Annotated in this window: 24 protein-coding genes and 1 pseudogene; 10 read left to right on the forward strand and 15 right to left on the reverse strand. The window is 73.4% G+C overall.

Features of this window, described 5'->3' with window-relative positions; translation table 11 throughout:
• Positions 1 to 103 precede the first annotated feature (103 nt).
• From BSB02_RS43300 to BSB02_RS43000, 3 genes and pseudogenes are all read right to left on the reverse strand, one after another.
• Positions 104 to 391: pseudogene (locus BSB02_RS43300) on the reverse strand (MFS transporter); the annotation flags it as partial.
• 112 nt (positions 392 to 503) lie between these two features.
• On the reverse strand, positions 504 to 1,466 hold the full coding sequence (locus BSB02_RS16075; protein ID WP_206184722.1) for a PrsW family intramembrane metalloprotease: 963 nt from the start codon (positions 1,464 to 1,466) through the stop codon (positions 504 to 506).
• A 167-nt stretch (positions 1,467 to 1,633) separates the two neighbouring features.
• Entirely contained in the window at positions 1,634 to 3,067 is a 1,434-nt protein-coding gene (locus BSB02_RS43000; protein WP_084959676.1) for a CHASE3 domain-containing protein, read from the reverse strand.
• A 95-nt stretch (positions 3,068 to 3,162) separates the two neighbouring features.
• Here BSB02_RS43000 and BSB02_RS16085 point away from each other — a divergent pair, with 95 nt between their 5' ends.
• Complete coding sequence (locus BSB02_RS16085) at positions 3,163 to 3,807, forward strand: response regulator (protein WP_206184729.1); 645 nt, start codon at positions 3,163 to 3,165, stop codon at positions 3,805 to 3,807.
• Here BSB02_RS16085 and BSB02_RS16090 read toward each other — a convergent pair.
• The gene (locus BSB02_RS16090; protein WP_240506453.1) at positions 3,785 to 4,141 is read right to left on the reverse strand and encodes a response regulator; all 357 of its coding nucleotides are present in this window, start codon (positions 4,139 to 4,141) and stop codon (positions 3,785 to 3,787) included. The two genes, BSB02_RS16085 and BSB02_RS16090, sit on opposite strands and share 23 nt — an antisense overlap.
• A 187-nt stretch (positions 4,142 to 4,328) precedes the next feature.
• Between BSB02_RS16090 and BSB02_RS40600 the strand changes: the two genes are divergently transcribed.
• Positions 4,329 to 4,469 (forward strand): hypothetical protein, encoded by a 141-nt coding sequence (locus BSB02_RS40600; protein WP_158088645.1) that lies wholly within the window; start codon positions 4,329 to 4,331, stop codon positions 4,467 to 4,469.
• 85 nt (positions 4,470 to 4,554) lie between these two features.
• A complete protein-coding gene (locus tag BSB02_RS16095) occupies positions 4,555 to 5,346 on the forward strand; it encodes a MerR family transcriptional regulator (protein ID WP_240506454.1) in 792 nt (263 codons plus the stop codon).
• Positions 5,347 to 5,396: 50 nt separating this feature from the next.
• Here the strand turns inward: BSB02_RS16095 and BSB02_RS16100 are convergent, their stop codons facing one another.
• The 6 genes from BSB02_RS16100 to BSB02_RS16120 are packed head-to-tail and all read right to left on the reverse strand — an operon-like array spanning position 5,397 to position 8,379.
• Complete coding sequence (locus BSB02_RS16100) at positions 5,397 to 5,696, reverse strand: DUF952 domain-containing protein (protein ID WP_084959680.1); 300 nt, start codon at positions 5,694 to 5,696, stop codon at positions 5,397 to 5,399.
• Positions 5,693 to 6,718, reverse strand: a complete 1,026-nt coding sequence (locus BSB02_RS16105; RefSeq protein WP_240506455.1) for an aminotransferase class V-fold PLP-dependent enzyme — start codon at positions 6,716 to 6,718, stop codon at positions 5,693 to 5,695. The genes BSB02_RS16100 and BSB02_RS16105 overlap by 4 nt, the downstream gene beginning before the upstream one ends.
• Positions 6,715 to 6,891 carry a hypothetical protein gene (locus tag BSB02_RS40605; RefSeq protein WP_158088646.1) on the reverse strand — a complete coding sequence of 59 codons (177 nt, stop codon included), beginning with the start codon at positions 6,889 to 6,891 and terminating at the stop codon, positions 6,715 to 6,717. The genes BSB02_RS16105 and BSB02_RS40605 overlap by 4 nt, the downstream gene beginning before the upstream one ends.
• 10 nt (positions 6,892 to 6,901) lie before the next feature.
• Positions 6,902 to 7,456, reverse strand: a complete 555-nt coding sequence (locus tag BSB02_RS16110; RefSeq protein ID WP_084959681.1) for a GNAT family N-acetyltransferase — start codon at positions 7,454 to 7,456, stop codon at positions 6,902 to 6,904.
• A gap of 9 nt (positions 7,457 to 7,465) precedes the next feature.
• Positions 7,466 to 8,059, reverse strand: a complete 594-nt coding sequence (locus BSB02_RS16115; protein WP_084959683.1) for a TetR/AcrR family transcriptional regulator — start codon at positions 8,057 to 8,059, stop codon at positions 7,466 to 7,468.
• The gene (locus BSB02_RS16120) at positions 8,056 to 8,379 is read right to left on the reverse strand and encodes a DMT family transporter (RefSeq protein WP_084959685.1); all 324 of its coding nucleotides are present in this window, start codon (positions 8,377 to 8,379) and stop codon (positions 8,056 to 8,058) included. The genes BSB02_RS16115 and BSB02_RS16120 overlap by 4 nt, the downstream gene beginning before the upstream one ends.
• Before the next feature lie 175 nt (positions 8,380 to 8,554).
• On the opposite strand from BSB02_RS16120, the gene BSB02_RS16125 reads away from it, so the two are divergent.
• Together BSB02_RS16125 and BSB02_RS16130 are read left to right on the forward strand one after the other, a co-directional pair.
• Positions 8,555 to 9,511 (forward strand): radical SAM protein, encoded by a 957-nt coding sequence (locus tag BSB02_RS16125; RefSeq protein WP_240506456.1) that lies wholly within the window; start codon positions 8,555 to 8,557, stop codon positions 9,509 to 9,511.
• A 32-nt stretch (positions 9,512 to 9,543) separates the two neighbouring features.
• Entirely contained in the window at positions 9,544 to 10,053 is a 510-nt protein-coding gene (locus BSB02_RS16130; protein WP_206184723.1) for a GNAT family N-acetyltransferase, read from the forward strand.
• 111 nt (positions 10,054 to 10,164) lie between these two features.
• Here the strand turns inward: BSB02_RS16130 and BSB02_RS16135 are convergent, their stop codons facing one another.
• The 3 genes from BSB02_RS16135 to BSB02_RS16145 form a co-directional block, all read right to left on the reverse strand.
• On the reverse strand, positions 10,165 to 11,352 hold the full coding sequence (locus BSB02_RS16135; RefSeq protein ID WP_240506457.1) for a L,D-transpeptidase: 1,188 nt from the start codon (positions 11,350 to 11,352) through the stop codon (positions 10,165 to 10,167).
• Positions 11,353 to 11,596: 244 nt separating this feature from the next.
• Complete coding sequence (locus tag BSB02_RS41490; RefSeq protein ID WP_206184724.1) at positions 11,597 to 13,252, reverse strand: VldE C-terminal domain-containing protein; 1,656 nt, start codon at positions 13,250 to 13,252, stop codon at positions 11,597 to 11,599.
• A gap of 204 nt (positions 13,253 to 13,456) precedes the next feature.
• A complete protein-coding gene (locus tag BSB02_RS16145; RefSeq protein WP_158088647.1) occupies positions 13,457 to 16,105 on the reverse strand; it encodes an ATP-binding protein in 2,649 nt (882 codons plus the stop codon).
• A gap of 168 nt (positions 16,106 to 16,273) precedes the next feature.
• Between BSB02_RS16145 and BSB02_RS16150 the strand changes: the two genes are divergently transcribed.
• The 5 genes from BSB02_RS16150 to BSB02_RS16170 are packed head-to-tail and all read left to right on the forward strand — an operon-like array spanning position 16,274 to position 19,918.
• On the forward strand, positions 16,274 to 16,471 hold the full coding sequence (locus tag BSB02_RS16150; protein WP_084959690.1) for a hypothetical protein: 198 nt from the start codon (positions 16,274 to 16,276) through the stop codon (positions 16,469 to 16,471).
• A complete protein-coding gene (locus tag BSB02_RS16155) occupies positions 16,472 to 17,113 on the forward strand; it encodes a MauE/DoxX family redox-associated membrane protein (protein WP_084959692.1) in 642 nt (213 codons plus the stop codon).
• Positions 17,022 to 17,606: a TlpA family protein disulfide reductase gene (locus tag BSB02_RS16160; RefSeq protein WP_143590742.1), complete on the forward strand. Its 585-nt coding sequence runs from the start codon at positions 17,022 to 17,024 to the stop codon at positions 17,604 to 17,606. The genes BSB02_RS16155 and BSB02_RS16160 overlap by 92 nt, the downstream gene beginning before the upstream one ends.
• Positions 17,607 to 17,615: 9 nt before the next feature.
• A complete protein-coding gene (locus BSB02_RS16165; protein WP_169729397.1) occupies positions 17,616 to 19,436 on the forward strand; it encodes an ABC transporter ATP-binding protein in 1,821 nt (606 codons plus the stop codon).
• The gene (locus BSB02_RS16170) at positions 19,433 to 19,918 is read left to right on the forward strand and encodes a S26 family signal peptidase (protein WP_084959694.1); all 486 of its coding nucleotides are present in this window, start codon (positions 19,433 to 19,435) and stop codon (positions 19,916 to 19,918) included. The genes BSB02_RS16165 and BSB02_RS16170 overlap by 4 nt, the downstream gene beginning before the upstream one ends.
• Before the next feature lie 41 nt (positions 19,919 to 19,959).
• Here BSB02_RS16170 and recD2 read toward each other — a convergent pair whose 3' ends face one another.
• Together recD2 and BSB02_RS16180 are read right to left on the reverse strand one after the other, a co-directional pair.
• On the reverse strand, positions 19,960 to 22,128 hold the full coding sequence (recD2, locus tag BSB02_RS16175) for an SF1B family DNA helicase RecD2 (protein ID WP_338064343.1): 2,169 nt from the start codon (positions 22,126 to 22,128) through the stop codon (positions 19,960 to 19,962).
• A 144-nt stretch (positions 22,129 to 22,272) separates the two neighbouring features.
• Positions 22,273 to 22,932 carry a hypothetical protein gene (locus tag BSB02_RS16180; RefSeq protein ID WP_240506458.1) on the reverse strand — a complete coding sequence of 220 codons (660 nt, stop codon included), beginning with the start codon at positions 22,930 to 22,932 and terminating at the stop codon, positions 22,273 to 22,275.
• Positions 22,933 to 23,040 lie beyond the last annotated feature (108 nt).

Here is a 23,040-nt window from a genome sequence, read left to right on the forward strand (position 1 = left end):
GTCCAGCAGCGGCGGGCGGCCCCGCCGTACGGTGCGGCCCTCCCATGCGGCGAAGGCGGCCAGCAGGAGCACCGCCGCCACCCACAGCCACCACAGCCGTGCCGGGCAGCAGCCGGGCGGCGATCAGCAAAGGCGTCCTGGGTGCGGCGCCGGTAAGCGCGCTGGTGATCGTGAAGGCGGCCAGGGCCAGGATGAACATGCGCCGCCGCCCGAAGGAGTCGCCCAGCCGCCCGGCGGGCCCCAGCGTCAGGCCCAACGCCAGCGCATAGCCGGAGACCGCCCACTGGGCGGTGGCCGACTGTACGGCGAGGTCGCGTTGGATGGAGGGCAGGGCGACGTTGGCGATGCTGACATCCAGCAGCACCATGAACGCCGCCAGTTGCGTCACCATCAGCGCCCGCCAGCATTTGGGGTCCGCGGCCTGGCTCCGCGCCGCTTCGGGGGCCTGCTGGTCGCCGAACACGGCAGGCGGTGCCGGCTGGTCGCGTCGTTGCGGGTTCTCCTCATGGCACAGCCTTGCCCGCGCGTGCCCTCGCGAGCGGTCTGCGGTTGGCCGGAATCCACCGCACCAGGAGCACCATCAGGCCGACCAGCCCGTCGGCCACCAGCAGGCCCCAGCTCAGCAGCGTGAACAGGTGCACCTGCGTCTGCGTCACATCGGGCAGTTCCCCCAGCCCCAGGACCGTCCACTGAGCCGGCGTGCCGGTCAGGACCCACATCAGCCACAGGGCGATGGTGTGGGAGGCGTCCCAGAAGGCGTGCAGCAGCACCACCAGCAGATACCAGCCGATGACCGGGGCACGCAGGCGTGGCCGGCCGCTGCGGGTGCGCGCGGCGGTGGCGAACAGCGCCCCGCCCAGCAGGGCGGTCCACAGCCCGTGCCCGAGCGGGGCCAGCACCGCGCGCAGCGCCTCGGTCTCCACCAGGTTCAGCAGCGACAGGCCGCTGGAGGTGAACAGCGCGTTGAAGGCGTAGCCGGCGCTTTCGAAGGCGGCGAAGCCGAACCCGACGGCCGCGCCGAGCACCATGCCGTCCCGCGCGGTGTAGGCCGGCAGGCGGCGGGCCATCAGCCACAGCACGGCCAGCTTGACCGCTTCCTCGATGAGTCCGACCTGCAGGTAGGCCCATCCCGACGCGTGCGCCAGCAGCACCGATTCCAGGACTGAGGCGCCCAGCACGCCGACCGCGCCGCCGTAGACGAAGGCGGCGAAGACCCGCTGCCCGGTCACCACGGGGTCGGCGCGCCGGAAGGCGTAGGCGACGAAGGTGACCGGCACCAGGAAGCTGCCGGCCAGGATGATGGTGGGGACCAGGTTGGCGTTGCGGGTGGCGAAGGTGACCACCACGCTGGCCATCCACAGCGCCGAGCCGCCCAGCAGGATCCGGATCCAGCTGGGGCCGGTGCGGGGCGGCTGGGTCCACACGGGTGGGGCGGCGTTGGCGTGGTCGATCGGCAGTGAGGTCACCTTGTGCTCCTTCCGGGCGCCGCGGGCTGCCGAGGGTGCGGGTGAGCTCCCATCCGGCTCCACAGGTTCAGGATGGGCGGGCGCGGTGGCGGGTGTCTGCCCGGGCAGCGGCCATCGTGACTACCGGCTGGCCGGAATCAGGCCGGGTTTGCGGCCGCCTGGGGAGGTCATCGGCCTGCGTACGGCAGGGCGGCAAGGAGCGTGGTGCCCTGTCCGGGCGGGCTGAGCACGGTCAGGGTGCCCTCCAGCGCCTCCACCCGGTCCGCGAGCCCGACCAGGCCGGAGCCTTCCTCGGCTGATGCGCCGCCGACGCCGTCGTCGCGCACCTGCAGGTGCAGCACTCCGTCGCGGGCGTGCGCCCGTACCGACACGTGCGTGGCCTGGGCGTGTTTGGCCGTGTTGGCCAGTGCCTCGGAGACGACGTAGTAGGCGGCCACCTCCACCGGCTCCGGCAGCCGCCGGGGTACCTCCACCTCCAGTTCGGCCGGGATGGGGCTGCGGCGGGCCAGCGCCTTGAGGGCCGGGCCCAGCCCGGCCTCGCTCAGGATCGCCGGGTGGATGCCGCGGGAGATCTCGCGCAGCTCGTCGACTGCTTCCACGAGCCCGTCGGCCAGCCGGTCCAGCTGCTCGGCGACCTGGGGCCGGTCTGCAGGCAGCGTGCTTTGGGCGGTGCGGATGTCGAGCACGAGGGAGACCAGGCGTTGCTGGATGCCGTCGTGCAGGTCGCGTTCGATGCGGCGGCGGGCCTGGTCGGCGGAGGTGACGATGCGCGAGCGGGAGGCGGCCAGCTCGGTCCGCTGGCGGGCCAGCGTGGCGGCCATGGTGTTGAAGCTGCGCTGCAGCAGGCCGATCTCGCCGGCGCCGTGGCTGGGCACGCGGGCGGCCAGGTCGCCGGCTGCCAGCCGTCGGGCGGTGGCGGCCACGCGGCGCACCGGTGCGGCGATCGCGCGGGTGAGGTAGGCGGAGTAGGTCGCGATGAGGGCGAGCGAGACGATCAGGCCCCCAAGTCCCGCGGCGCTCGCGCGGCGGGCCGCCTGGTCGGAGCTGCGCTGCTCGGCGCGGGCCAGGGACTGCTGGGCCGCCACCAGGGCGTCGAAGTCCGCGCGCATCCCGTCCATGCGGCGTTTGCCCTCCGCGGCGGCCTGCACGCTCCTGGCCGTGGCCGGGTCGCGGCGGGCGGCCTCCACCAGGGGGATGGAGTAGTGGTGGATGTAGGAGGCGCCGGCGGTGGCGATCCGGCGGGCCAGGGCGTGCTGCTGCGGGGCGTCGGCCACCAGGCGTTCCAGTGTGGCGATCTGGCCCGGATAGGCGGCGATGGCGGCCTGCCAGGGTTGGAGGAACTGCTCTTGACCGGTGAGGGCGAACCCGCGCTGGCCCGTCTCCATGTCGATGATCAGGCGTTCCAGCCGGTTGGCCATGGTGAGGACTTCGGCGGAGCGCTGCTGGCGTAGCTGGGAGCGGCGCAGGTCGGAGATGGAGGACAGCAGGACGGCGAAGGCGGTGCCGACCACCAGGGCGAGCAGGAGTCCCGCGGCCACCGCGCGCCCGGTCAGGCCGCCGCCTGCGCCGGGGTGGGGTCCGCGGGCTCGGCCAAGGCCCATTCCCGGAGTGTATCGGCCGCGCTGTCCGGCCACGTGTCCGGCCACGCTGTGTGGCCGATGGTGCTGTGTGTCCGATAATGCGAGTCATGGCCGGAATGCGGGTCGTGGTCGCCGACGACGATGTGTTGCTGCGTGAGGGGCTGGCCAGCCTGCTGGAGCGTTCGGGCCTGGAGGTGGTGGGCCGGGCCGGCGACGCCCAGGAGCTGCTGGTCCTGGTGCGCGAGAGGCGGCCCGAGCTGGTGATCGTCGACATTCGCATGCCGCCCACCAACACCGTCGAGGGTCTGGAGGCGGCCGCCGAGATCCGGGCCCGCCAGCCGCAGGTCGCGATCTTGGTGCTATCGGCCCACGCCGAGGCCGAGCACGCGATGCAGCTGCTGGCCAGCGGCGGCGGCATCGGATACCTGCTGAAGAGCCGGGTGACGGATGTGGGCGAGTTCCTGGACACGCTGCAGCGGATCGCCAAGGGCGGCTCGGTCGTGGACCCGGCGCTGGTGCAGGAGCTGGTGGCGGCCCGGCGCCGCAACGACCCGCTGGAGGGGCTCAGCGCCAGGGAGCGCGAGGTGCTGTCGCTGATGGCCGAGGGGCGCTCCAACGCGGGCATCGCCCGGCGGCTGTGGGTGACCGAGGGTACCGTGGAAAAGCACGTCCGCAGCATCCTCACCAAGCTGGGCCTGGCCGAGGCCGGCGACGACCACCGCCGGGTGCTGGCCGTGCTCACCTTCCTTCAGGCGCGCTGAGCAGCCAGGCGATGGCCGCGGCCGACAGGTCGGCCTTGGGCAGGAATCCGATCGCGCGGTTGCCGGCCAGCAGCGGAGCCAGCTCCTCCTCCCCCATCGTGGAGATCATGATGACCGGGGTACGGCCCAGCCGCGAGGCCACCTCAAAGCCGTTTTCCGCGCCCAGCCCGACGTCGACCAGCGCCACGTCCGGCCGCAACGCCCCGGCGCGCTCCACCGCCTCGTGCCCGGTCGCGGCCACGCCGACGACCCGCACGCCCTGCTGCTCCAGTAGCCGGCGCGCGGCCTGCAGGAACCGTGGACTGTCGTCGACGATCAGGCATCGCAACTCCACGGCTTCAGGCTGCCACCGCCGGCGTCGGGCGGCATTCCCGCTAGCCGGAACCTCCCCGCAAGCTGTGGCCAGCCGGTATCGCGGCATGGCGGCCAGCTGCAAGCGCATCTGGCCGTCAGCGGTGATGCCCGGCGCCCGCCCGGGGCGAGGCGGGGTGGTGGCCGCACCGGCGGGAGGGCGGAGCGGGATGCGACAGGTACGACTGGGGCGGACCGATCCGCAGATCTCGGTGACCGCGTTCGGCGGGGATGGGAGCGCCGCCGGCCTGCAGGAGAGCGCCGATGCCATCCATCGCGCCCTGGAGCTGGGGATCACCCTGTTCGGCTGAGGGACCTCGCGCGCCGGCGCGACCTGGGCCTGCCCGAGTTGGCGGGGCTGGACTCTTCCCTGGAGGGAGGGCCCATGCTGGTGGGGTGGACGAGGAGATCATGCCGATCGGGCGGTTCGCCCGGTTGTGCCGGTTGAGTGTCAAGCAGTTGCGGCACTACGACGAGCTGGGCCTGCTGCGGCCCGCGCGGGTCGACCCCGCTACCGGCTACCGCTACTACCGGGCCGCCCAGGCGCGCGACGCGCTCGCCATCGCGTTGCTGCGGTCGCTGGACATCTCCCTGGCCGACATCGGCCGGGTGCTGGCGGGCGGGGACGTGGCCGGGGTGCTGGGGGCGGCGCGTGACCGGATGGAGGCCGAGCTGGTACGGCGGCGCGGCATGCTGGCGACGCTGGAGCGGCTGCTGGCCGACGGCATGCCCCGCCCGCAGGTGCGGCTGGCCCGTGAGCGGGCCCGGCAGGTGGCGGTGGTGCGGGACGCGGGCGCCGACGTCGAGATCGGCGTGGTGACCTCCCGGGCCGCGGCCAGGCTGAACGACGCGCTGGCGGCGGCCGGACGTGTGCCGGAGGGCCCGCTGGTGGGGGTGTTCCCGCTGGATGTGGGCGAGCAGGTGGCCATCACGCTGGCCGCGCCCCTCACCGGCGAGCTTCCCGGCCTGGACAGCGGGGTGCTGGCCGGCGGCTGCTTCGCCGTGGCCACGCATGCCGGGCCGTATGAGCAGATCTCGCTGACCGCGCACGCCGTGCTGGCCTGGATCGGCGAGCACGGCCACACGCCGGCCGGGGAGGTGCGCGAGGTGTATGTGTCCGATCCCCGCTCCACACCGCCTGACCGGCTGGTGACCCAGCTGATGATCCGCATCCAGGAGGATGGGTGAACCGGTGGCGGTGAGCGGCCTCGGCGGGTCGCGTACGGCGCGGGCGGCGGTCAGCCGGCGAACCGTGCGGCGTACGGCACGACGGTGGTGACATGGGTGCGGGGCAGGGGCCCGTACAGGTGCGGGAAGCCGCCCTCCACGCGCACGTCCAGCCCCGCCGGGTCGATCACCAGCACCACCAGCGGCTCGCGGCAGTCGGCGTAGTAGGCGCGCGCCACGGCATCCAGCTGGGCGCGGGTGGCGCTGCAGTGAATGAACCCGACCTCCTCCAGGGTGCGGCCGCGGGTGGAGACGCGGTAGGTCTCCCCCGCGCCCGCCCAGTCGCGCTCCAGCGCCAGATGGAAGATCACCTCAACGCCTCCAGGGCGCGGTCGACGTCGGCGGCGGTGGTGTAGGCGTGGAAGCTCAGCCGTACCTTCCCGGCCCGTACGGCAAAGCGCACCCCGGCGGCGCGCAGCCGCTCGGGGTCGGCCTCCTCCAGGGTGACGATCGCCGAGCGGCCGGGCGCCAGGCCCAGGCCGGCGCGCAGCCGGTTGGCCAGGCCGACGTCGTGGTCGTGGATGGCGGGCACGCCGATGCGGTTGACGAGTTCCAGGGCCGGCGCGGCGCCGACGAAGCTGAACCAGGCCGGCGACAGGTCGAAGGCGCGGGCGTCGCCCGCCAGGCGCAGCGGCATGCCGTAGTCGGAGCTGTCGCGGTCGGCCCCGGCGTACCAGTTGGCGGCCAGCGGGCGCATGCGCTCGCGCAGGCGGGGCGACAGGTAGCCGAAGGCGGCGCCGCGCGGGGCCATGAGCCACTTGTAGGCGGCGCAGGCCAGCGCGTCGATGCCGGTGGTGACGTCGACGGGCAGCCAGCCGCAGGCCTGGCTGGCGTCGGCGACGACCAGGGCGTCGCAGGCGCGGGCGGCGGCGAGGATGTCGGCCAGCGGGGCGAGCCGGCCGGTGGCCGACTGGACGAGGCTGAAGGCGACCGCGGCGTGGCGGGAGGTGAGGGCGTCGGCGAGCCGGTCGGGCGGGGCGACCTCGACGTGGGCGGCCACGGCCCAGGGGAAGACGTTGCTGGTGAACTCGATGTCGGGCACCAGCACGCGGGCGGAGGGCGGCAGCGCGGTGGCGACGGTGGAGATGATCTGGGAGGCGGTGGAGCTGACGCACACATCGGCCACCGGCGCGCCGATGAGGGCGGCGAAGGCGGCGCGGGCGCGGCCTGTGGCGGCGTCCCAGGGCCGCCAGCTGGTCCGGCCGTGCCGCCAGTCGTCGATGACGGCCAGCAGTTGCTCGGCGGCGGCGCGGGGCGGCAGGCCGTAGCTGGCGGTGTTGAGCCAGCCCGGTTCGGCGTCCCACCAGGTGGGGTCGATCGCCGGGCCGGTCACGGGGCGGCCTTGGGGGTGCGGCCCGCGGTGATGCCGACGTGGGTGCGGCAGGCGGGCGGGATCTCCTGCCGGGGCAGGACGCGTTCGTGCCGCTTGCCGTGGCCGGTGGTGATGAGGCGGTCGCCGGCCAGGGTGATACGGCCGGCGCCGATCCTGGCCGGGTAGTCCTCCATGAGGGCCAGCTTAGGGCCGCCACTCGCTGCGCAGCATCGCGTAGATGACCTCGTCGGTCCACTCGCCCTTGACGTACTCGTTGTGGACGAGGTGGGCCTCGCGGCGCATGCCGAGCTTTTCCAGCACGCGGGCTGAGGCGGTGTTGCGGGCGTCCAGGCGGCCGTAGACGCGGTGCAGTTCCAGCCGGTCGAAGCCCAGGTGCAGCATGACGCGGGCGGCCTCGGTGGCATAGCCGTGGCCGTGGTGGTCGGGGTGCAGCACGTAGCCGATCTCGCCCTGGCGGTGCTCCTGGCTGCGCCAAAACAGCAGGACGCTGCCCAGCAGCTCGCCGGAGGCGCGCGAGGTGACCGCCAGCTCCAGCGCGTCGCCTTCGGCTTGCAGGCTGGTGCGGGTCATGGCCTGCTCCAGCGCGGCGCGGGAGGCGGGCAGGTCGCGGACCTGCCAGTACAGGTAGCGCACGACGTCGGGGCGGGAGCCGTAGGCGTGGTAGGCGGGCAGGTCCTCCAGGGTGAAGGGGCGCAGGGCGAGCCGGTCGGTCAGCAGCGGATAGTCGGGTTTGAGCACGCGAGCAGTCTAGGGAGCGGCCTGGTGGGGGTTCGAGGGGATTTCCAGCAGGGTGTGCAGGAGCGCGGCGGCCTCGGCGGGACCGTCGTGGCGTTGCTCGACCAGGTGTTCCAGCCACAGCGCCGACAGGGCGGCGTAGGCCAGCCGTACCGTGGGGTCGCCCGTGGGGCGGCCGAGGGCGGCGGCCAGCAGGCTCAGGCAGCCGTCGGTCCAGCGGCGGGCCACGCGCTGCAGGGCGGGGTCGCGGCCGGCGTGGACGTACAGCTCCCACAGGCCCAGCTGGCGGATCCGGTCGCAGGTCCGGTCGCGGGTCGCCAGCAGGGCGGTGGGGCCGTGGCGGGCCAGCCGGGCCTGCAGGTCGGCCAGGTCGCGTTCGACCAGTTCGGCGAAGGCCTCGGTCAGCAGCTGGTCGCGGGAGGCGAAGTAGTAGGTGGTGGCGGCCAGCGGCAGGCGCGCGCGGGCGGCGACGGCGCGGTGGGTCAGCGCGGCGAACCCGCCCTCGGTCAGCAGCTCGACGGCGGCCTGCAGCAGCCTGGCGCGTCTTTCGACGGCGCGGGCCTGCCGTGGCGCTGCCCCGTCGCGGGAGGTGAAGCGGGAGGTCAAGGGGTGCCGCCCGCGAGGTTGAGCACCACGACGCCGCCGATGATGAGCACGATCCCGGCGACCTTGGCCAGGGTCAGGCTCTCCCCCAGGAAGGCCGCGCCGATGAGGGCGATGGCCGCGGTGCCAGCCCCGGACCAGACGGCGTAGGCGACGCCGACCTCCAGCTGCAGCTTCAGCGCCTGGGCGAGCAGGACGAAGGAGGAGCCGTAGCCGGCCACGACGGCGGCGCTCCACCAGTTGCTCAGGCCGTTGCTGAGCTTGAGCGCCGAGGTGGCCAGGACCTCGGTGGCGATGGCGAAGGCGAGCAGGAGCCAGGCCATGGCGCCCCCTGACGAGAAAAAGTGGTACGAATGTCCCACTCTAGTCGCCGGCGGTCCGCTCCGGAACAGGCCGGGCGTGCGGGCTTGCCGTACGGCACGAGACGGCACGAGACGGCAGGGGGCGAAATCGGGAACCGCTTGAAAACCGCATCGAAAACGTGTTCCACTACGGTGCGTGGAGTGGGACACGCTGCCGCTCGTGGCGACCGAGGAGCAACCGGCCAGGCCGGCCATCGAGCGCCGCGCGGTGGTGCGCGGGATGTTCTACGAGACGCAGGCCCGCACGATCATCGAGAAGGTCCCGGTGGCCGCCGGCATCCCCCAGCGGTGGGCGGTCTCGCCCTACCGCGGCTGCGCCCACGCCTGCCGCGGCTGCGCGGCACGCGGCGGGCACCGGCGGCTGGGCCTGGACGCCGGGCGCGACTTCGAGACGCGGATCGTGGTGCGGGCCAACGCGGTACGGCGGCTGCGCGCGGAGCTGGAGCGCTGGCAGCCCGAGCCGCTGGCGGTCGGCGTGGGCGGCGACTGCTACCAGCAGGCCGAGCAGACCTACCAGCTGATGCCCGGCATCGTGCGGGCGCTGGCCGGGGCCGGGGTGCCGGCCACCGTCTACACCAAAAGCCCGCTGGTGCTGCGCGACGCCGGCCTGCTGGCCGAGCTGGGCGTGCAGGTGGCGATCTCGATCGCGTTCGTGGACGAGAAGATCCGCCGGGCCGTGGAGCCGGGCGCGCCCAGCGCCCAGGCGCGGCTGGAGCTGGTCTCGGCGCTGGCCGAGGCGGGCGTGGATGTCCACGTGCTGATGGGGCCGGTGCTGCCGCTGCTGTCGGATGCCGCCGACCAGCTGGAGGCCACCGTGCGCCGCATCGCCGCCGCCGGGGCGGCCGGGGTGCAGCCGGTGGTGCTGCGCCTGCCGCCCGGCACCCGCCAGTGGTACCTGCAGTGGCTGGCGCGGCAGCATCCGGCGCTGGTGGAACGTTATGAGGAGCTGTATGACCGCGCCGGGCTGCCCTCGGCCGCCTACGAGGCGCGCATCACCGGGCAGATCCGCCAGCTGGCCGCCGCCTTCGGCATGCCGCCGGTCGCCCCGCCCCGGGTACGGCCGGCCGGGCGGCAGCAGCTGGCCCTGGTGTGACGGCGCCATGGAGGGGCTATAGGGTCGGCCGGGTGAGGATTCGCGAGGGCGGCCCGGCCGATGTGCCGGCCGTGCTGGGCATGTTCGACAGCGCCGTGGCCTGGCTGGTGGCGCGCGGCCGCACCGGCCAGTGGGGCGAGCGGCCCTTCACCGGCGACCCCAGGCGGGAGGCGCAGGTGCGCCAGTGGGCGAGCGGCGGCGGGATGCGCATCGCCGAGATCGACGGCACGCCGGCCGGCACCGTCACCGTCGGCGAGCCACCCTCGTATGTGGCACCCGCCACGCGGCCGGAGCTGTATGTGCAGGCACTGGTGACCGACCGGCGCTTCGCCGGGCGCGGGGTCGGCGGAGCGCTGCTGGACTGGGCGCTGGCCGAGGCCCGCCGGCGCGGCGTGGAGCTGCTGCGGGTGGACTGCTACGCCGGCGACGACGGGCGGCTGGTGCGCTACTACGAGCGGTGGGGGTTCGAGCGGGAGGCGCCCTTCACCGTAGGGCAGTGGCCGGGCATGGTGCTGCGGCGGCAAGTCCAACCGGCCGGCTGAGGCACCGGCACCGGCGGCACCGGTGACGATGCGGCCCGCCGGTCGTTCCCTGTGGTGGAACGGCCGGCGGGCCGCGACGGTCACCCGCCCGGGTGTCCGGGTGCCCGGGTGTCAGTGCAGGGCGCTGCCCTTCTTCCACTCCTTGAACGGCATCTGCCAAAAGCCCCAGCCGTTGTTCCACTCCAGCTTGCGGTCGGTGCCCTTGATGATGACCACATCGCCGCGCTGGTTGTTCTCATAGAACCACTTGGCCTGGTCGGGGCGGGCGTTGATGCAGCCGTGGCTGACGTTGCGCCGGCCCTGCGCCCAGACGTTGTCCTTGGCGTGGACGTACTCGCCGGAGTTGGAGATGCGCACCGCGTGGTTGATGAGCACCCGGTAGTAGCCGGGGTCGCCCTTCTTGCGGCCGGGCGACTCCATCCACACCGGGTTGACCGCCTCCATGGTCAGGTGGACGCCGGAGGTGGTGGTGTACTCCCGCGTGGTGCCCATGCCGGCGCTGACCTTCATGGTCTTGACCAGCTTGCCGTCGTGGCGGACGTACATGACCTTCTCGCGCACGTCCAGCGTGGCGATCTGGCGGGCGCCGATGGTGATGGTCTTGGTGGTGTCGGCCACGCCGTACAGGCCCTTGCCGCCCCGCACGCCGGTGATGGCGGCGGTGAAGCGGACCTTCTGGTGGGCCGGCCAGAACTTGGCGGTGCGGTAGATGACGGTGGTGTCGTCGATCCACCGCCAGGCGCCCTCGACCGGCTTTTCCGCCTCGACCTGCAGGGCCCGCTCGATGGACTTCTTGTCGGTGACGGCGGTGTTGAAGCGGACGATGATCGGCGCCCCCACGCCGACCTTCTCCCCCTTGACGGCGGGGGTGACGTCCACCACGCGCAGCTCCCGGTCGGGCTTGCGGGTGGTGAAGGTGGCCGCCTGCGTGCTGGCGCCGGCCTTGGCCTGCACGGTGTAGCGGGTGGAGGGCTTGAGCGGGGTCTTGGAGACCCACTTGGTGCGCTCGGCGTTGAAGGCGCCCTCCAGGCGGGTGCCCTCGCTTTCCACGACGACCTCATCCAGCGGCCCGCCGGAGGCGGCCACCACCACGCGCTTGTCCGGGGCGACCTTGGCGCTGCCCTCCTCCGGGCTGATCTTGATCGTCGGGCCCGCCGGGGTGGCCGGCGCGCTGGTCTGGCCGGATGCCCGCAAACCGGTCGTGGTCGCCGGTTCGCCGGAGCACGAAGCCGTCAGCGCCGCCGCGACGATGATCGCAACGCCCGCGACGGGCTTCCTCCAACCAGGCGCAATCCTCACGACAATCCTCTCCCCCTTAGACGCAAACCGCAGATAAACCCTAATGGCCCTAATTATGTGACGGTGCATGGATGGGGAGAGTTCAGTCACATTTCGATCACTGCAGGTGACACGCCGCAGACAGCGGCGGCCCCCGACGCCGGGAGGGGTCGTGGACCGGTGAGGCCCACGACCCGGTTGGACGTCAGCTGGACGTCAGCGCTACCCGCTCCCGGTCGGGCCGCGCCTCAGCCGGCGGACAGTCTCAGAGGATCACCCAGGCGCCGAAGCTGCCGCCGGCGGTTTCCTGGTTGACGCCGCCGATGGCGTCCCCCGTGGTGGCGGCGTAGATCGCGATGCGGCCGCCGACGGCGAAGACGGCGGTCGGGTCGCCGGTGATCAGCGGGCTGCCCGTACCCCTGGGGTTCCAGTTCTCGAACGGGCCGCCGACTTCTCCCTGGCTCGCTCCGTAGACGGTGCCGTCGCGCCGGGCGTAGATGGCGACCCGGTTGCCGCTGTCCACCAGGACGGTGGGCTTGCCGAGGTAGCCACCGGTGTCGGTCAGCCGCTGCCACGGCCTGAACGACTTGCCCGGCTCGACCTGGTTGGTCCCGTAGACGTCGCCGCCGTCGTTGGTCACATACAGGGCGATCCGCCCGCCGCTGCTCCAGATGGCGGCCGGGTCGCCGGTGATCACCGGGCTGTCGGTGCCCATCGGGGACCAGGTGCCCAGCGGGCCGCCGGCCCGATCCTGGCTGGCCCCGTAGACGGTGCCGCCCCGCCGGGCGTAGACCGCGATCCGCTGCATGCTGTCCACCACCGCCGTCGGCTTGCCCGCATAGCCGCCGCCGCTGGTCAGCTCCTGCCACTCGCCGAAGGCGCCGCCCCGGGAGAGCTGGCTGACCCCGGAGATGTTTCCCCTGCTGTTCAGGGCGTAGATCGCGATGCGGCCGGCGTAGCCGTACACCGCCAGCGGATCGCCGACCACGCCGGCGCCGTTGGTGCCCATCGGCTTCCACGCGCTGAACGGGCCGCCGGTCGTGGCCTGGCTCGCCCCGTAGACGGTGCCGCCCCGCCGGACGTACAGGGCGATCCGGTTGTAGTCGTCGCGCAGCACGGCCACACGGCCCTGGAAGCCGCCTTCGGTCGACAGCTGCTGCCAGTCGTTGAACGCGCCACCCGCCGTGTCCTGGCTGCGGCCCCACACGTTGCCGTCGGAGCGGACCGTGTACAGCGCGACGCGTGCGTCGGTGAGGACGGCCACCCCGTCCTTGGAGACGTCGTCGGGCGAGCCGCCCAGCGGCGTGCTGGTCCACCAGGTGGTCTGCTTGTTGGCGCCGGCCCAGCTGAAGCTGAAGTGGATGTGGTCGGTGTGCGGGTTGGAGCCGCCGTAGGACTGCCAGCCCGCCGACGCCTCATACGCCTTCCACTGCTGCCTGTTCCAGATGATGTACATGATGCCCAGGCGGCGGGCGTTGGCGTGCTTGTTGCCGTACTTGTCGGTGGCCAGCAGCCAGTTCAGGACGTCGTCGGCGACGGCCCGATCCTCGGCGTCGTACACGCTGAGCATGTAGTCCAGCGCGCGGCCTTCCTTGTGCTCGCTTCGGCCTCCCTCGCCGCAGGCGCGCGTGATGTAGGCGGTGTGCGAGCCGTACTCGTCGTTGAGCAGGTCCCGGAACCCCGTCACGCCCGGTTTGGCGACCGGGTCACAGGTGTCCTGCCCGTCGTAGGCCGCGTACCCGTCAATGGACGGCCCGAAGTCCGGTGTGGCCGGAGCCGCCCACCCCGGCGAGGCGGTCGCCCCCACGCCGATGAGGGCAAGCGCCAACGCCAGCGCCGCCACGGCCAGGCGCTGGGCACCGGCCATCGGGTGCCGCAGCCAGCCGGGCCGCAGGGTGCGGCCGAATAACTGGGATTTCAACAACGGATCCCTTCTGTACCGCCGACCGCCCGTTGCGGTCAGCGGTCTTATGGGATCCTTAAGCTGGATGATCGACCAGGACGTTCAACCCGACATTTGTCCGGACATACGGTGCTGCCCGGTGCTGCCCGGTGCTGCCCGGTGCCGCCCGGTGCGGTCGGGCGGAAAGCAGCTCGATCGTGAGCCCGCGTACCCGATCGCGGCTCAGGCCGATGTCGCGGCGTCTTCGGCCAGCCCCAGCCGTGCCGCGAGCGCGGCCGCGGCGGGCGATTCCATCGCCTGGTAGAGCTGATAGGCCTGCAGCAGCAGGCGTCGCGCGGTGATGGGATCGTTCTTCTGCTCGACCACGGCGGCCAGGGCCACCAGCGCGCGTGCCCGCAGGGCCGGGACCCGCTCGCCGGTCCAGTAGCGCAGCGACCGGCGCAGCCGTGCGGCGGCCCGCGGATCGCCGCGGCGGGCTTCGATCTCCCCCAGGCTCAGCTCGGTGAGCGCCAGACCCCACGGGTGCCCGCTGTCGCGAAACAGCCCCGCGGCGGCGGCCAGGGTCTGTTCGGCCTCGGCCAGCCGCTCGGCCTCCTCAGCCGGCGTCTCGTCCTGCCGGTGGGGCCCGTGGGCGAGTGCTTCGCCCAGCGCGCGCAGGCTTTGCGCGGCGCCGATCGAGTCGCCGAGGCATTCGAAAAGCCTGGCGGCCCTGCGTGCCGCGCACGCGGCCTCCCGCGGCCGGTCGCACGCCAGCAGCGCGCCGGCCAGGCCGCGCAAGCCGTACGCCTCGGCGAACGGATCGCCGTAGGGCCGGGCGATGGCCAGCGCGGAGCCGACGACGTCCACGGCGCCGGCCGCATCGCCCCGCTGCCGCAGCACAAAGCCGAGACTGGTGAGCGCGATGGCTCTGTCAAGCGGCAGGCCGGCCTCCTCCAGCTCCTTGGCGGCCCCCCGCAGCTCGGCTTCGGCCTCCTCCAACCGGCCGGTCAGGCCCAGGACGAACCCGATCTCCTTTCCGGCCAGAGCGGCCCCGGCCGGGTCGCCGATCTCCTCGGCCAGCGCCCGCGCGGCGCGCAGGGTCGAGGCGGCGGCGTCCGGATCGTCCAGCTCGACCAGGCAGCTGCCAAGCCCGCGCAGCATCGCCGCCTCACCCAGGCGGTCACCGGCCTGCCGGCAGGCCGCATACGCCACCCGCATGGCCCGCTGCCAGTCGTCGTAGTAGCCGCGCAGCTCGTAGAAGTCGGCGCCGCAGCCGGCCAGGCAGCGCGCGATGGCGGCCAGGCCCGCCTCGGCACACGCCGACACCAGCACCCCCAGAGCCTCCCGCTCGGTTTCGAACCACTCCACGGGCCGGGCGGCCGCGACGGCGGCCACCCGCCGCTCGGCGACAGCCGCCGGGTGCGATCGGTCGTCCAGATGAAACCGCAGGCAGTGCAGGCGCTCGGCAGCCCGCCGGGCCAGGGCCAGCCAGCCGGCGGCGGCCCTGGCCAGCGCGGCCGTCCACTCGGCCTGGCCGATCTCGGCTCTGCGCCGCTCCCGGGCATACAACCGGGTGATGTCGTGGAACCGGTAACGCTGCTGGCCGGCCCGGTCACAGCCGAGCGCCTCCAGCAGCCGCGCATCCAGCAGCTCCTCCAGTACGGCGGCGCCCGCGGCCGGATCGACCCCCAGCAACGCGGCCACCGACCACTCCGGGAACGACGGCAGGCCCAGCTCACCGAGCAGCGCGAACGCCCGGGCAGCGACGGGGGTGAGCCCCTGGTAGGCCAGGTGCAGCCCCGGACGCACGTCCAGGTCGCCGTGGCACAGCTCATCGAGCCGGCGGCGCTCGTCGGCCAGGCGCTTGTTGAGCGTCTCGACCGTCCAGTGGGGACGCGCGGCCAGGCGCGCCGCGGCGATCCGGACGGCCAGCGGCAGCCCGCCGCACGCCGAGACCAGCTCGGCCGCGGCCTCCGGCTCGGCCTGCACCCGCTCCCCGCCGGCCACCTGGCACAGCAGCTCGACCGCGGCCGGACCGGGCAGCGGCCGCAGGTCGATGGAGGTCATGCCGGGAAGCCCGGTCAGCGGCAGCCGGCTGGTCACCACCACCGCCGCGTCCGTGGCCGGCAACAGCGGCTCCACCTGCCGGTATCCGCCGGCGTCGTCCAGGACGAGCAGCACCCGCCGCCCGGCCAGCCGGGCACGGAACAGCCCCGCACGCGCCTCCACCCCGGCGGGCAGCGCCGACCCGTCCACGCCGAGCACACGCAGCAGATGGGCGAGCACCTCGGCGGGATCGGCCGGGTCGCCGGAGGCGCCGCGCAGCGCGGCATACAGCTGCCCGTCCCGAAAGCGCGAGGCCAGCCGGTGGCCCGCGTGCACCGCCAGGGCCGTCTTGCCGACGCCCGGCGGACCCGAGATCACCACCAGCCTCGCCGTGCGGGTGGCGGCGGAGACAACGCTGCCCAGCAGGGCGAGCTCATCGTCGCGGCCGACGAAGTCGGGCAGATCCGCAGGCAGCTGCCGCGGCGCGTCAGACACGTCAGGAGCGTCAGACACGTCAGGAGCGTCAGGCGTGTCAGGGGCGTGGGGGACCTGGGCGGGCCGGGCGCTGCGGCCGGGCCGGCCCGCACGGCTGGCCCAAAACAGCGCGCGCCCGGCATCGAGGAATCTGTCCCGTTCCTCCCCGGCCAGCTCCAGCGCGTCGGCGAGCTGCTCGACCGAGCGGGGGCGCGGGCTGCGTCCGCGGTCCCGCTCCATCTCGGCGATCGAGCGGGAGCTGATCCCCGCCCGCTCGGCAAGCGCTTCCTGGGTCAGACGGAGGCGGAGCCGGTGGCGCCGGAGCAGCACTGTGAACAGGTCCCCCGGCTCGGGAGCCTCCTCCGTAACCACGCCCGCCAGGCTAGCGCACCTTGGGCACGGGCTGACGGGCGGGCGGACATCCGGCAGACCGGACGTCAGGTGAAACGTCGGGTTGAACGTCATGGTCCTCCGCAGGCTTCATCGGCTTACATGACTGCGCCGCCTCGCGTCGGGCGAGCGGCGACAAGGAGGTTTGTCATGACTCAAGCGATCACTGCGCTCACCGACCGCCTGGTGGGCGCCCTCGCGCCCCGCACGACCGCGCGTGCCGCGACTGTCTGCCGGGAGCAATTCTGCTACTGCAGGGGGATCTACCTGTACAAGCGGACGGTGTGCCTGTACGACGACGGCTCGGTGTGGTACGGCCCCTGCAAGAACGTCGGCGCCGGCTGCTAGGTGGCGTTCGTTGTCCTGGCGTGTCAGGGCCTGCTCGCGGTGGTCTTCCTCGCCTCCTCGGTGAGCAAGCTGCGCAGCGGGCCGGCCCTGCGCGCCTTCTCGGCGTCTTTGATCGCGATGCGCCTGGCCGGCCGCTCCCGCGCCGGATCGGTCGCCCTGGCCGTCGCCGTGGCGGAGGCGGCCGTGCCGGTGCTGCTGATGGTGCCGCCCGCCCGCAAGGCCGGCTTCGCCGCCGCCGCCGTGCTGCTCGTGGCGCTCACCGCCGCAGTGGCGGTGGTGCTCGCCCGCGGCACCGCACAGCCGTGCCGCTGCTTCGGTGGCTCCGCCGCTCCGCTCGCCGGCCGGCACCTGGTCCGCAATCTCGTGCTTCTCGCCGGTGCGCTGGCGGGGCTGGCGGGGCTGGCGGGGTTGGTGGCGCCGGCGCCTTCCCCGCCGCCGGAGGGATCGATCGTCGCGCTGTGCGCGGGCGGCCTGGCCGGCGTGCTGGTCACCGTACTGGACGACCTGATAGAGCTCTTCGTTCCCGCATCGACTTCCCCCAGGAGACCCGATGGCGTACCTGGTCGCGGCCGTGGCCCTGATCGGCCTGCTGGCCGCCCTCAACCTGCTGTTCACCGTCGGCGTGATACGCCGGCTGCGTGAGCACACCGCCGAGCTGGCCGCCCTGCGCGGCCGCGGCGCCGCCCAAGGCGGCCCCGCCCCCCTGCCCGAGGAGGTCGCGCTCCCGGCCGGCTCGCCGATCGGCGGGTTCACCGCCGTCACCGTCGACGGTGCCCCTGTCGCCCTTGAGGTGTTCGGCGAGCGCCCGCTGGTCGCCTTCCTGTCTCCCCACTGCCTGCCGTGCAAGGAGCAGCTGCCCGCCTTCATCGAGTACGCGGCCGCCCGGCCGGGCGGCCCGGACGCCGTCCTGGCCGTGGTCGTCGGCACGCAGGAGGAGGCCGCGCAGACGGTTGCGCGGCTTCGTCCGGTGGCCGCCGTCGTCGTCGAACCTGACGGGGGGCCGCTGCAGCAGGCGTTCGCGGTCACCGGTTTCCCCGCCTTCGTGCTCGTCCAGCAGGGCCGGGTCGCCGCATCGGACTACGAGCTGCGGTCCGTCGCCGAGCGCGACGCCGCGGCCCTGCCGAGCGCGGGCTGACCGTCGCCGATGTGGTTTCATGCCGCAGGGCGGGCGCTGTCGCTCGCCCGGCACGCCGCTCCGGCGCAGGTCGCCGCCTACCTGGGTCTGTCCCTTCTGGGAGGGTTCGCCCCACCGGCGGCCGCGTGGCTCACCAAGTTCGTGATCGACCGGCTGGCGGCCGGATCGGTGCGGTGGGTGGAGGTGGTGGGACTGGCCACCGCTCTGGCCACCCTCGGGGTCGCCACCGCGGCGCTGCCGCATGCCGTCCGTTACCTGCGGGCCGAGACCGACCGCCGGGTAGCCCTGCTCGCCACCTCGCGGCTTTACGCCGCGGTGGACCGTTTCGTCGGGCTCGGCCGTTTCGAGGACCCGATCTTCCTGGACCGCCTGCAGATCGCCCGGTCCAGCGGGGTCGCCGGTCCCGGGTCGGTGGTGGACGGAGGGCTCGGCGTGATCCAGGCAGGGCTGACGGTCACGGCCTTCGCCGGCACCCTGTTCCTGCTCGGCCCCTGGGTGGCGGGGGCGGTGCTGCTGGCCGCCGTACCGGCCCTGCTGGCCGAGCTCGCGCTGAGCCGGCGGCGGGCGGCGATGGTGGCCCGGACCGGCCAGGCCGAGAGGCGGGAGATGTTCTACTCCGGCCTGCTGACCAGCGCGCAGGCCGCCAAGGAGTTGCGCCTGTTCGGCGCCGGCCCCTATCTGTGGCGGCGCATGGCCGCGGAGATCAGGACGATCAACGACGCGCACCGCCGGATCGACCGGCGGCAGCTGGCCGCCCAGGGCGGGCTTGCGGTGCTCGGCGCGGCGGTGGCGGGCGGCCTGCTGCTGTGGGCGGTGCGTTCCGCGGCGAGTGGTGTGCTGACCGTCGGCGACGTGGCGCTCGTGGTCGCCGCGGTCGGCTCGGTGCAGGGCGCCCTGGCAAGCATGATCACCGAGGCTGTGTCCGTGCACCAGGCACTGGCGCTGTTCGGTCACTACCTGGCCGTCGTCGACGCCGGGCCCGACCTGCCCGTCCGTCCCGAGCCACTGCCGACGCCGCCGTTGCGCAGGGGTATCGAGCTGCGCGAGGTGTGGTTCCGCTATGCCGACGATCAGCCGTGGGTGCTGCGCGGGGTGAACCTCGTGCTCCCGGCCGGATGCTCGACCGCCGTGGTCGGGCTCAACGGCGCCGGGAAGACCACGCTGATCAAGCTGCTGTGCCGTCTGTACGACCCGACCCGCGGGGCGATCCTGTGGGACGGCGTCGATCTGCGCGACCTCGACCCCGCAGAGCTGAGACGCCGCATCCGCGCCGTCTTCCAGGACGCGACCTCCTACGACCTCACGGCCAGGGAGAACATCGCCCTCGGCGATCTGACGGCCCTGCAGGATCTCCCACGGATCGAGGAGGCGGCACGCCAGGCCGGTGTACACGACGTCCTGGTCGGCCTGCCGCGCGGCTATGAGACGCTGCTGACCCGCATCTTCTTCTCCGAGGCCGACCGGGCCGACCCGGACACCGGAGTGGTTCTGTCCGGCGGGCAGTGGCAGCGGCTGGCGATCGCCCGTGGCCTCGTGCTGGACCGCCCCGACCTTCTCGTGCTGGACGAGCCGAGCTCCGCCTTGGACGCGCAGGCCGAACACGAGGTGCACGCCCGGCTCCGTGAGCACCGGCACGGGCTGACCAGCGTGCTGATCTCGCACCGGCTGGGCGTGGTGCGCGAAGCCGACATGATCGTCGTGCTGTCCGACGGGCAGATCGCCGAGCGCGGCACCCACGAGGAACTGATGGCGCTCGGCGGTGCCTACGCCCGGCTCTTCACCCTGCAGGCGGCCGGTTACCGCGCCCCCGAACCGGAGGAGGTCGCATGATCGCCGTTCTGGCCGGTGCCGGCGGGCTGCTGCTCGCCGCCGCGACCTGTCTCGCCGTGCTCCGCCGGAGGTTCGTCGTGGTGTCGGTCAGCGGAGCCAGTATGATGCCGGCCCTGCGGCACGGCGAACGGGTGCTGGTGCGCCGGGTGCCGGGGGAAAGGCTGCGCCGCGGCGATGTCGTGGTGCTCCGGGAGCCGGGGCCGTGCCGGCCTGCCCGCCCGGCCGGCACCCGACGTTCCCCGTGGGTGATCAAACGGGTCGCCGCCGTGCCGGGCGACACCGAGCCGTCGTTCCTGCCCACCTGGGACCGGCGGCCCGGCGGTGTCGTCGCGCCGGGCCATGTCATCGTCCTGGGCGACAACACCGACTTCAGCCGGGACTCCCGCCATTTCGGCGCCGTGCCGGCCGACCGGGTGCTCGGCGTGGTGCTGCGCCGGCTCGGCGGTGGGAAACCGTCATCCGGCCCGCCACCACCGCGCTGAAGCGGCGGCGTCCGCGGCACTCCCGGGGCCCGGGTTTTCCGTCAGCTGCGGGCCAGGCGGTGGGTGAGCCCGGTGTGCCGCCGCCCGGCGCCCTTGGCCCGTACGGCCTGGGCCAGCGCCCGCCGCGAGCCGACGATGACCACCAGCTTCTTGGCGCGGGTGATGGCGGTGTAGAGCAGGTTGCGCTGCAGCATCATCCACGCGCTGGTGGCCAGCGGGATGACCACGGCGGGGTACTCGCTGCCCTGGGAGCGGTGGATGGACACCGCATAGGCGTGGGCCAGCTCATCGAGCTCGTCGAAGGCGTACTCGACGGTCTCCTCCTCGTCGGTGAGGACCGTCAGCTTGCTCTCCTCCGGCTGCAGGCCGGTCACCACGCCCACGGTGCCGTTGAAGACGTTCTTGTCGTAGTTGTTGCGCAGCTGGGTGACCTTGTCGCCGACGCGGAAGCCCCGCCCGCCGTAGCGGCGCTCGGGCAGGCCCTCCCGGGCGGGGGTGAGGGCCTCCTGCAGGGCCTGGTTGAGCGCCCCGGCCCCGGCCGCGCCGCGGTGCATGGGCGCCAGCACCTGCACGTCCCGCCGCGGGTCCAGGCCGAAGCGGCGCGGGATGCGGCGGGCCACCACATCGACGGTCAGCGCGGCGATCTCCTCCGGCTCCTCGCACGGGAACAGGAAGAAGTCGTCCATGCCCTCCAGCAGCGGATGCCTGCCCTGGTTGACGCGGTGGGCGTTGACCACCACGCCGGAGCGGGCGGCCTGGCGGAAGACCTGCGTGAGGCGGACGCGGGGGATGTCGGGGGCGGCCAGCAGGTCCTTGAGCACCTCCCCGGCGCCCACGCTGGGCAGCTGGTCGACATCGCCCACCAGCAGCAGGTGCGCGCCGGGCGGGACGGCCTTGACGAGCTTGTTGGCCAGCAGCAGATCCAGCATGGACGCCTCGTCCACCACCACCAGGTCCGCATCCAGGGGGTTGTCGCGGTCGAAGGTGGCATCCCCGCCCGGGCGCAGCTGCAGCAGCCGGTGGACGGTGACGGCCTCGTGCCCGGTCAGCTCGGCCAGGCGCTTGGCGGCCCGGCCGGTGGGCGCGGCCAGGATGACCTTGGCGCGCCGGGCGCGGGCCATGAGCACGATCGAGCGCACGGTGAAGCTCTTGCCGCAGCCCGGCCCGCCGGTCAGCACGGCGACTTTGTGGGTCAGCGCCAGCCGTACCGCCTGGCGCTGCTCGGGGGCCAGCTCGGCGCCGGTCTGGGCGGCCAGCCACTGCTCGGCCCTGGCCCAGTCGACGTCCTGGAAGGCCTTGAGCCGGTCGTGGGGGCTGGTCAGCAGCGTCAGCAGGGAGGCGGCCAGGGCGGTCTCGGCGCGGTGGAAGGGCACCAGGTAGACGGCCGGGACGCTGCCCTGGTCGGCGGGGACGTCCTCGCGCACCACACCCTCCTCGGCCGCCAGCTGCTCCAGGCAGGAGGCGACCAGCTCGGCCGGCACGTCCAGGATCTTGGTGGCGTCGGCGACGAGGTTGGGGGCGGGCAGGAAGCAGTGGCCGTCGTCGGCCGCCTGGGACAGGGTGTAGCGCAGGCCGGCCTTGACCCGCTCAGGACTGTCGTGCGGGATGCCGACGGCCTGGGCGATGGTGTCGGCGGTCTTGAAGCCGATCCCCCACACCTCGTCGGCCAGCTTGTACGGCTGGCCGCGCACCACCGTGATGGCGGCCTCGCCGTACTGCTTGAAGATGCGCACCGCGATGGAGGTGGACACGCCCACGCCCTGGAGGAACACCATCACCTCCTTGATGATCTTCTGTTCCTCCCAGGCGGCGGCGATCATCTTGGTGCGTTTGGGGCCCAGGCCGGGCACCTCCACCAGCCGCTCGGGATGGTGTTCGATGATGTCGAGGGTGTCGGTGCCGAAGTGGGCGACGATCCGCTCGGCCATCTTGGGGCCGATCCCCTTGATCAGGCCCGAGCCCAGGTAGCGCTGGATGCCCTGGATGGTGGCCGGCAGGACGGTGGCATACGACCACACCTCGAACTGGCGGCCGTAGCGGGGATGGGAGGTCCAGCGGCCGGTCAGCCGCAGCGACTCGCCGACCTGGGCACCCAGCAGCGGCCCGACCGCGGTGACCAGCTCGGCGGAGGAGCGTTCGGTGGCCACGCGGGCGATGGTGTAGCCGGTCTCCTCCGACTGGAAGGTGATGCGTTCAAGCACTCCGAGCAAAGTCGTCGTCGCAACCCCGGACACACCCTGCTCCACGGCCACTCCTCGCGACAGCTTGCCGGCGATCTCACTCAACCACCGCTCGCCCCCTGCCGGGAAAGCCTACGGCGCTCCAGCGGCTCACGGCGCCCCCGCCCGGCGGGGTCATCCGCCGTCGAGATCGGCCGGTTGCGCGGCCGGCGCGAGCTGCAGCGGCGTGGCGGCCCCGCCGGCGATCTCGCGGCCATGATGCAGGGTGTAGTCCAGCTGCCTGGCCAGGCGCGGCAGGGTCGCCGGAGGCAGGTACGCATCGGCGCCGGCCTCCAGCAGTCGCCGGACCGGGCCGTGGTACTGCACGCCTAGCTCGTGGTCCTCGATCTCGGTGACGATGAGGCGAGCCTTGGGGAACGCCGCGCGGAGCGACTCGATCAGCTGCGGGCTGACCGCGGGCACCAGCAGCACATCGGCGGTCGCGGGAGCCGCGTGCATGTCGAGCACCACATAGTCCGGGCCGAGCTGGTCCGACAGCGCCACCCGGGCCGCGGCCGACAGCTTCATCGCGGTGGCCACCACGGTGACGCCGTCGTAGTCGATCGGCGTCTGCTCCTCGGCCGCCTCTGGGGTGTCGCGTTCGACGACGGCGCCGTCGACCACTTCGACGGTGCTGGAGATCGTCGCGATCGACGCGCCCTCGCGCGCGAGGACCAGGTTCTCCCCGGGCGCGAGGGCGCCGATGAGCGCCACGACGTCGTCGGGAAGGCGGGCCACGTCGAGGGTCAGGTCGATGCGCTGGCCGGAGCGGGCGGCGCGCTTGCGGGTCACCATGCCGAAGACACGCCCACGGCGGCGGCCGGCATGGGGAAGGTCGCCTTGCCCGCGCCGAAGGAGCCGTTCAACCAGATGATCACATGAGTCCCTTCCGAGGCCTGTGCT

The organism is Thermoactinospora rubra (assembly GCF_002093975.1).
Classification (GTDB): domain Bacteria; phylum Actinomycetota; class Actinomycetes; order Streptosporangiales; family Streptosporangiaceae; genus Nonomuraea; species Nonomuraea rubra_A.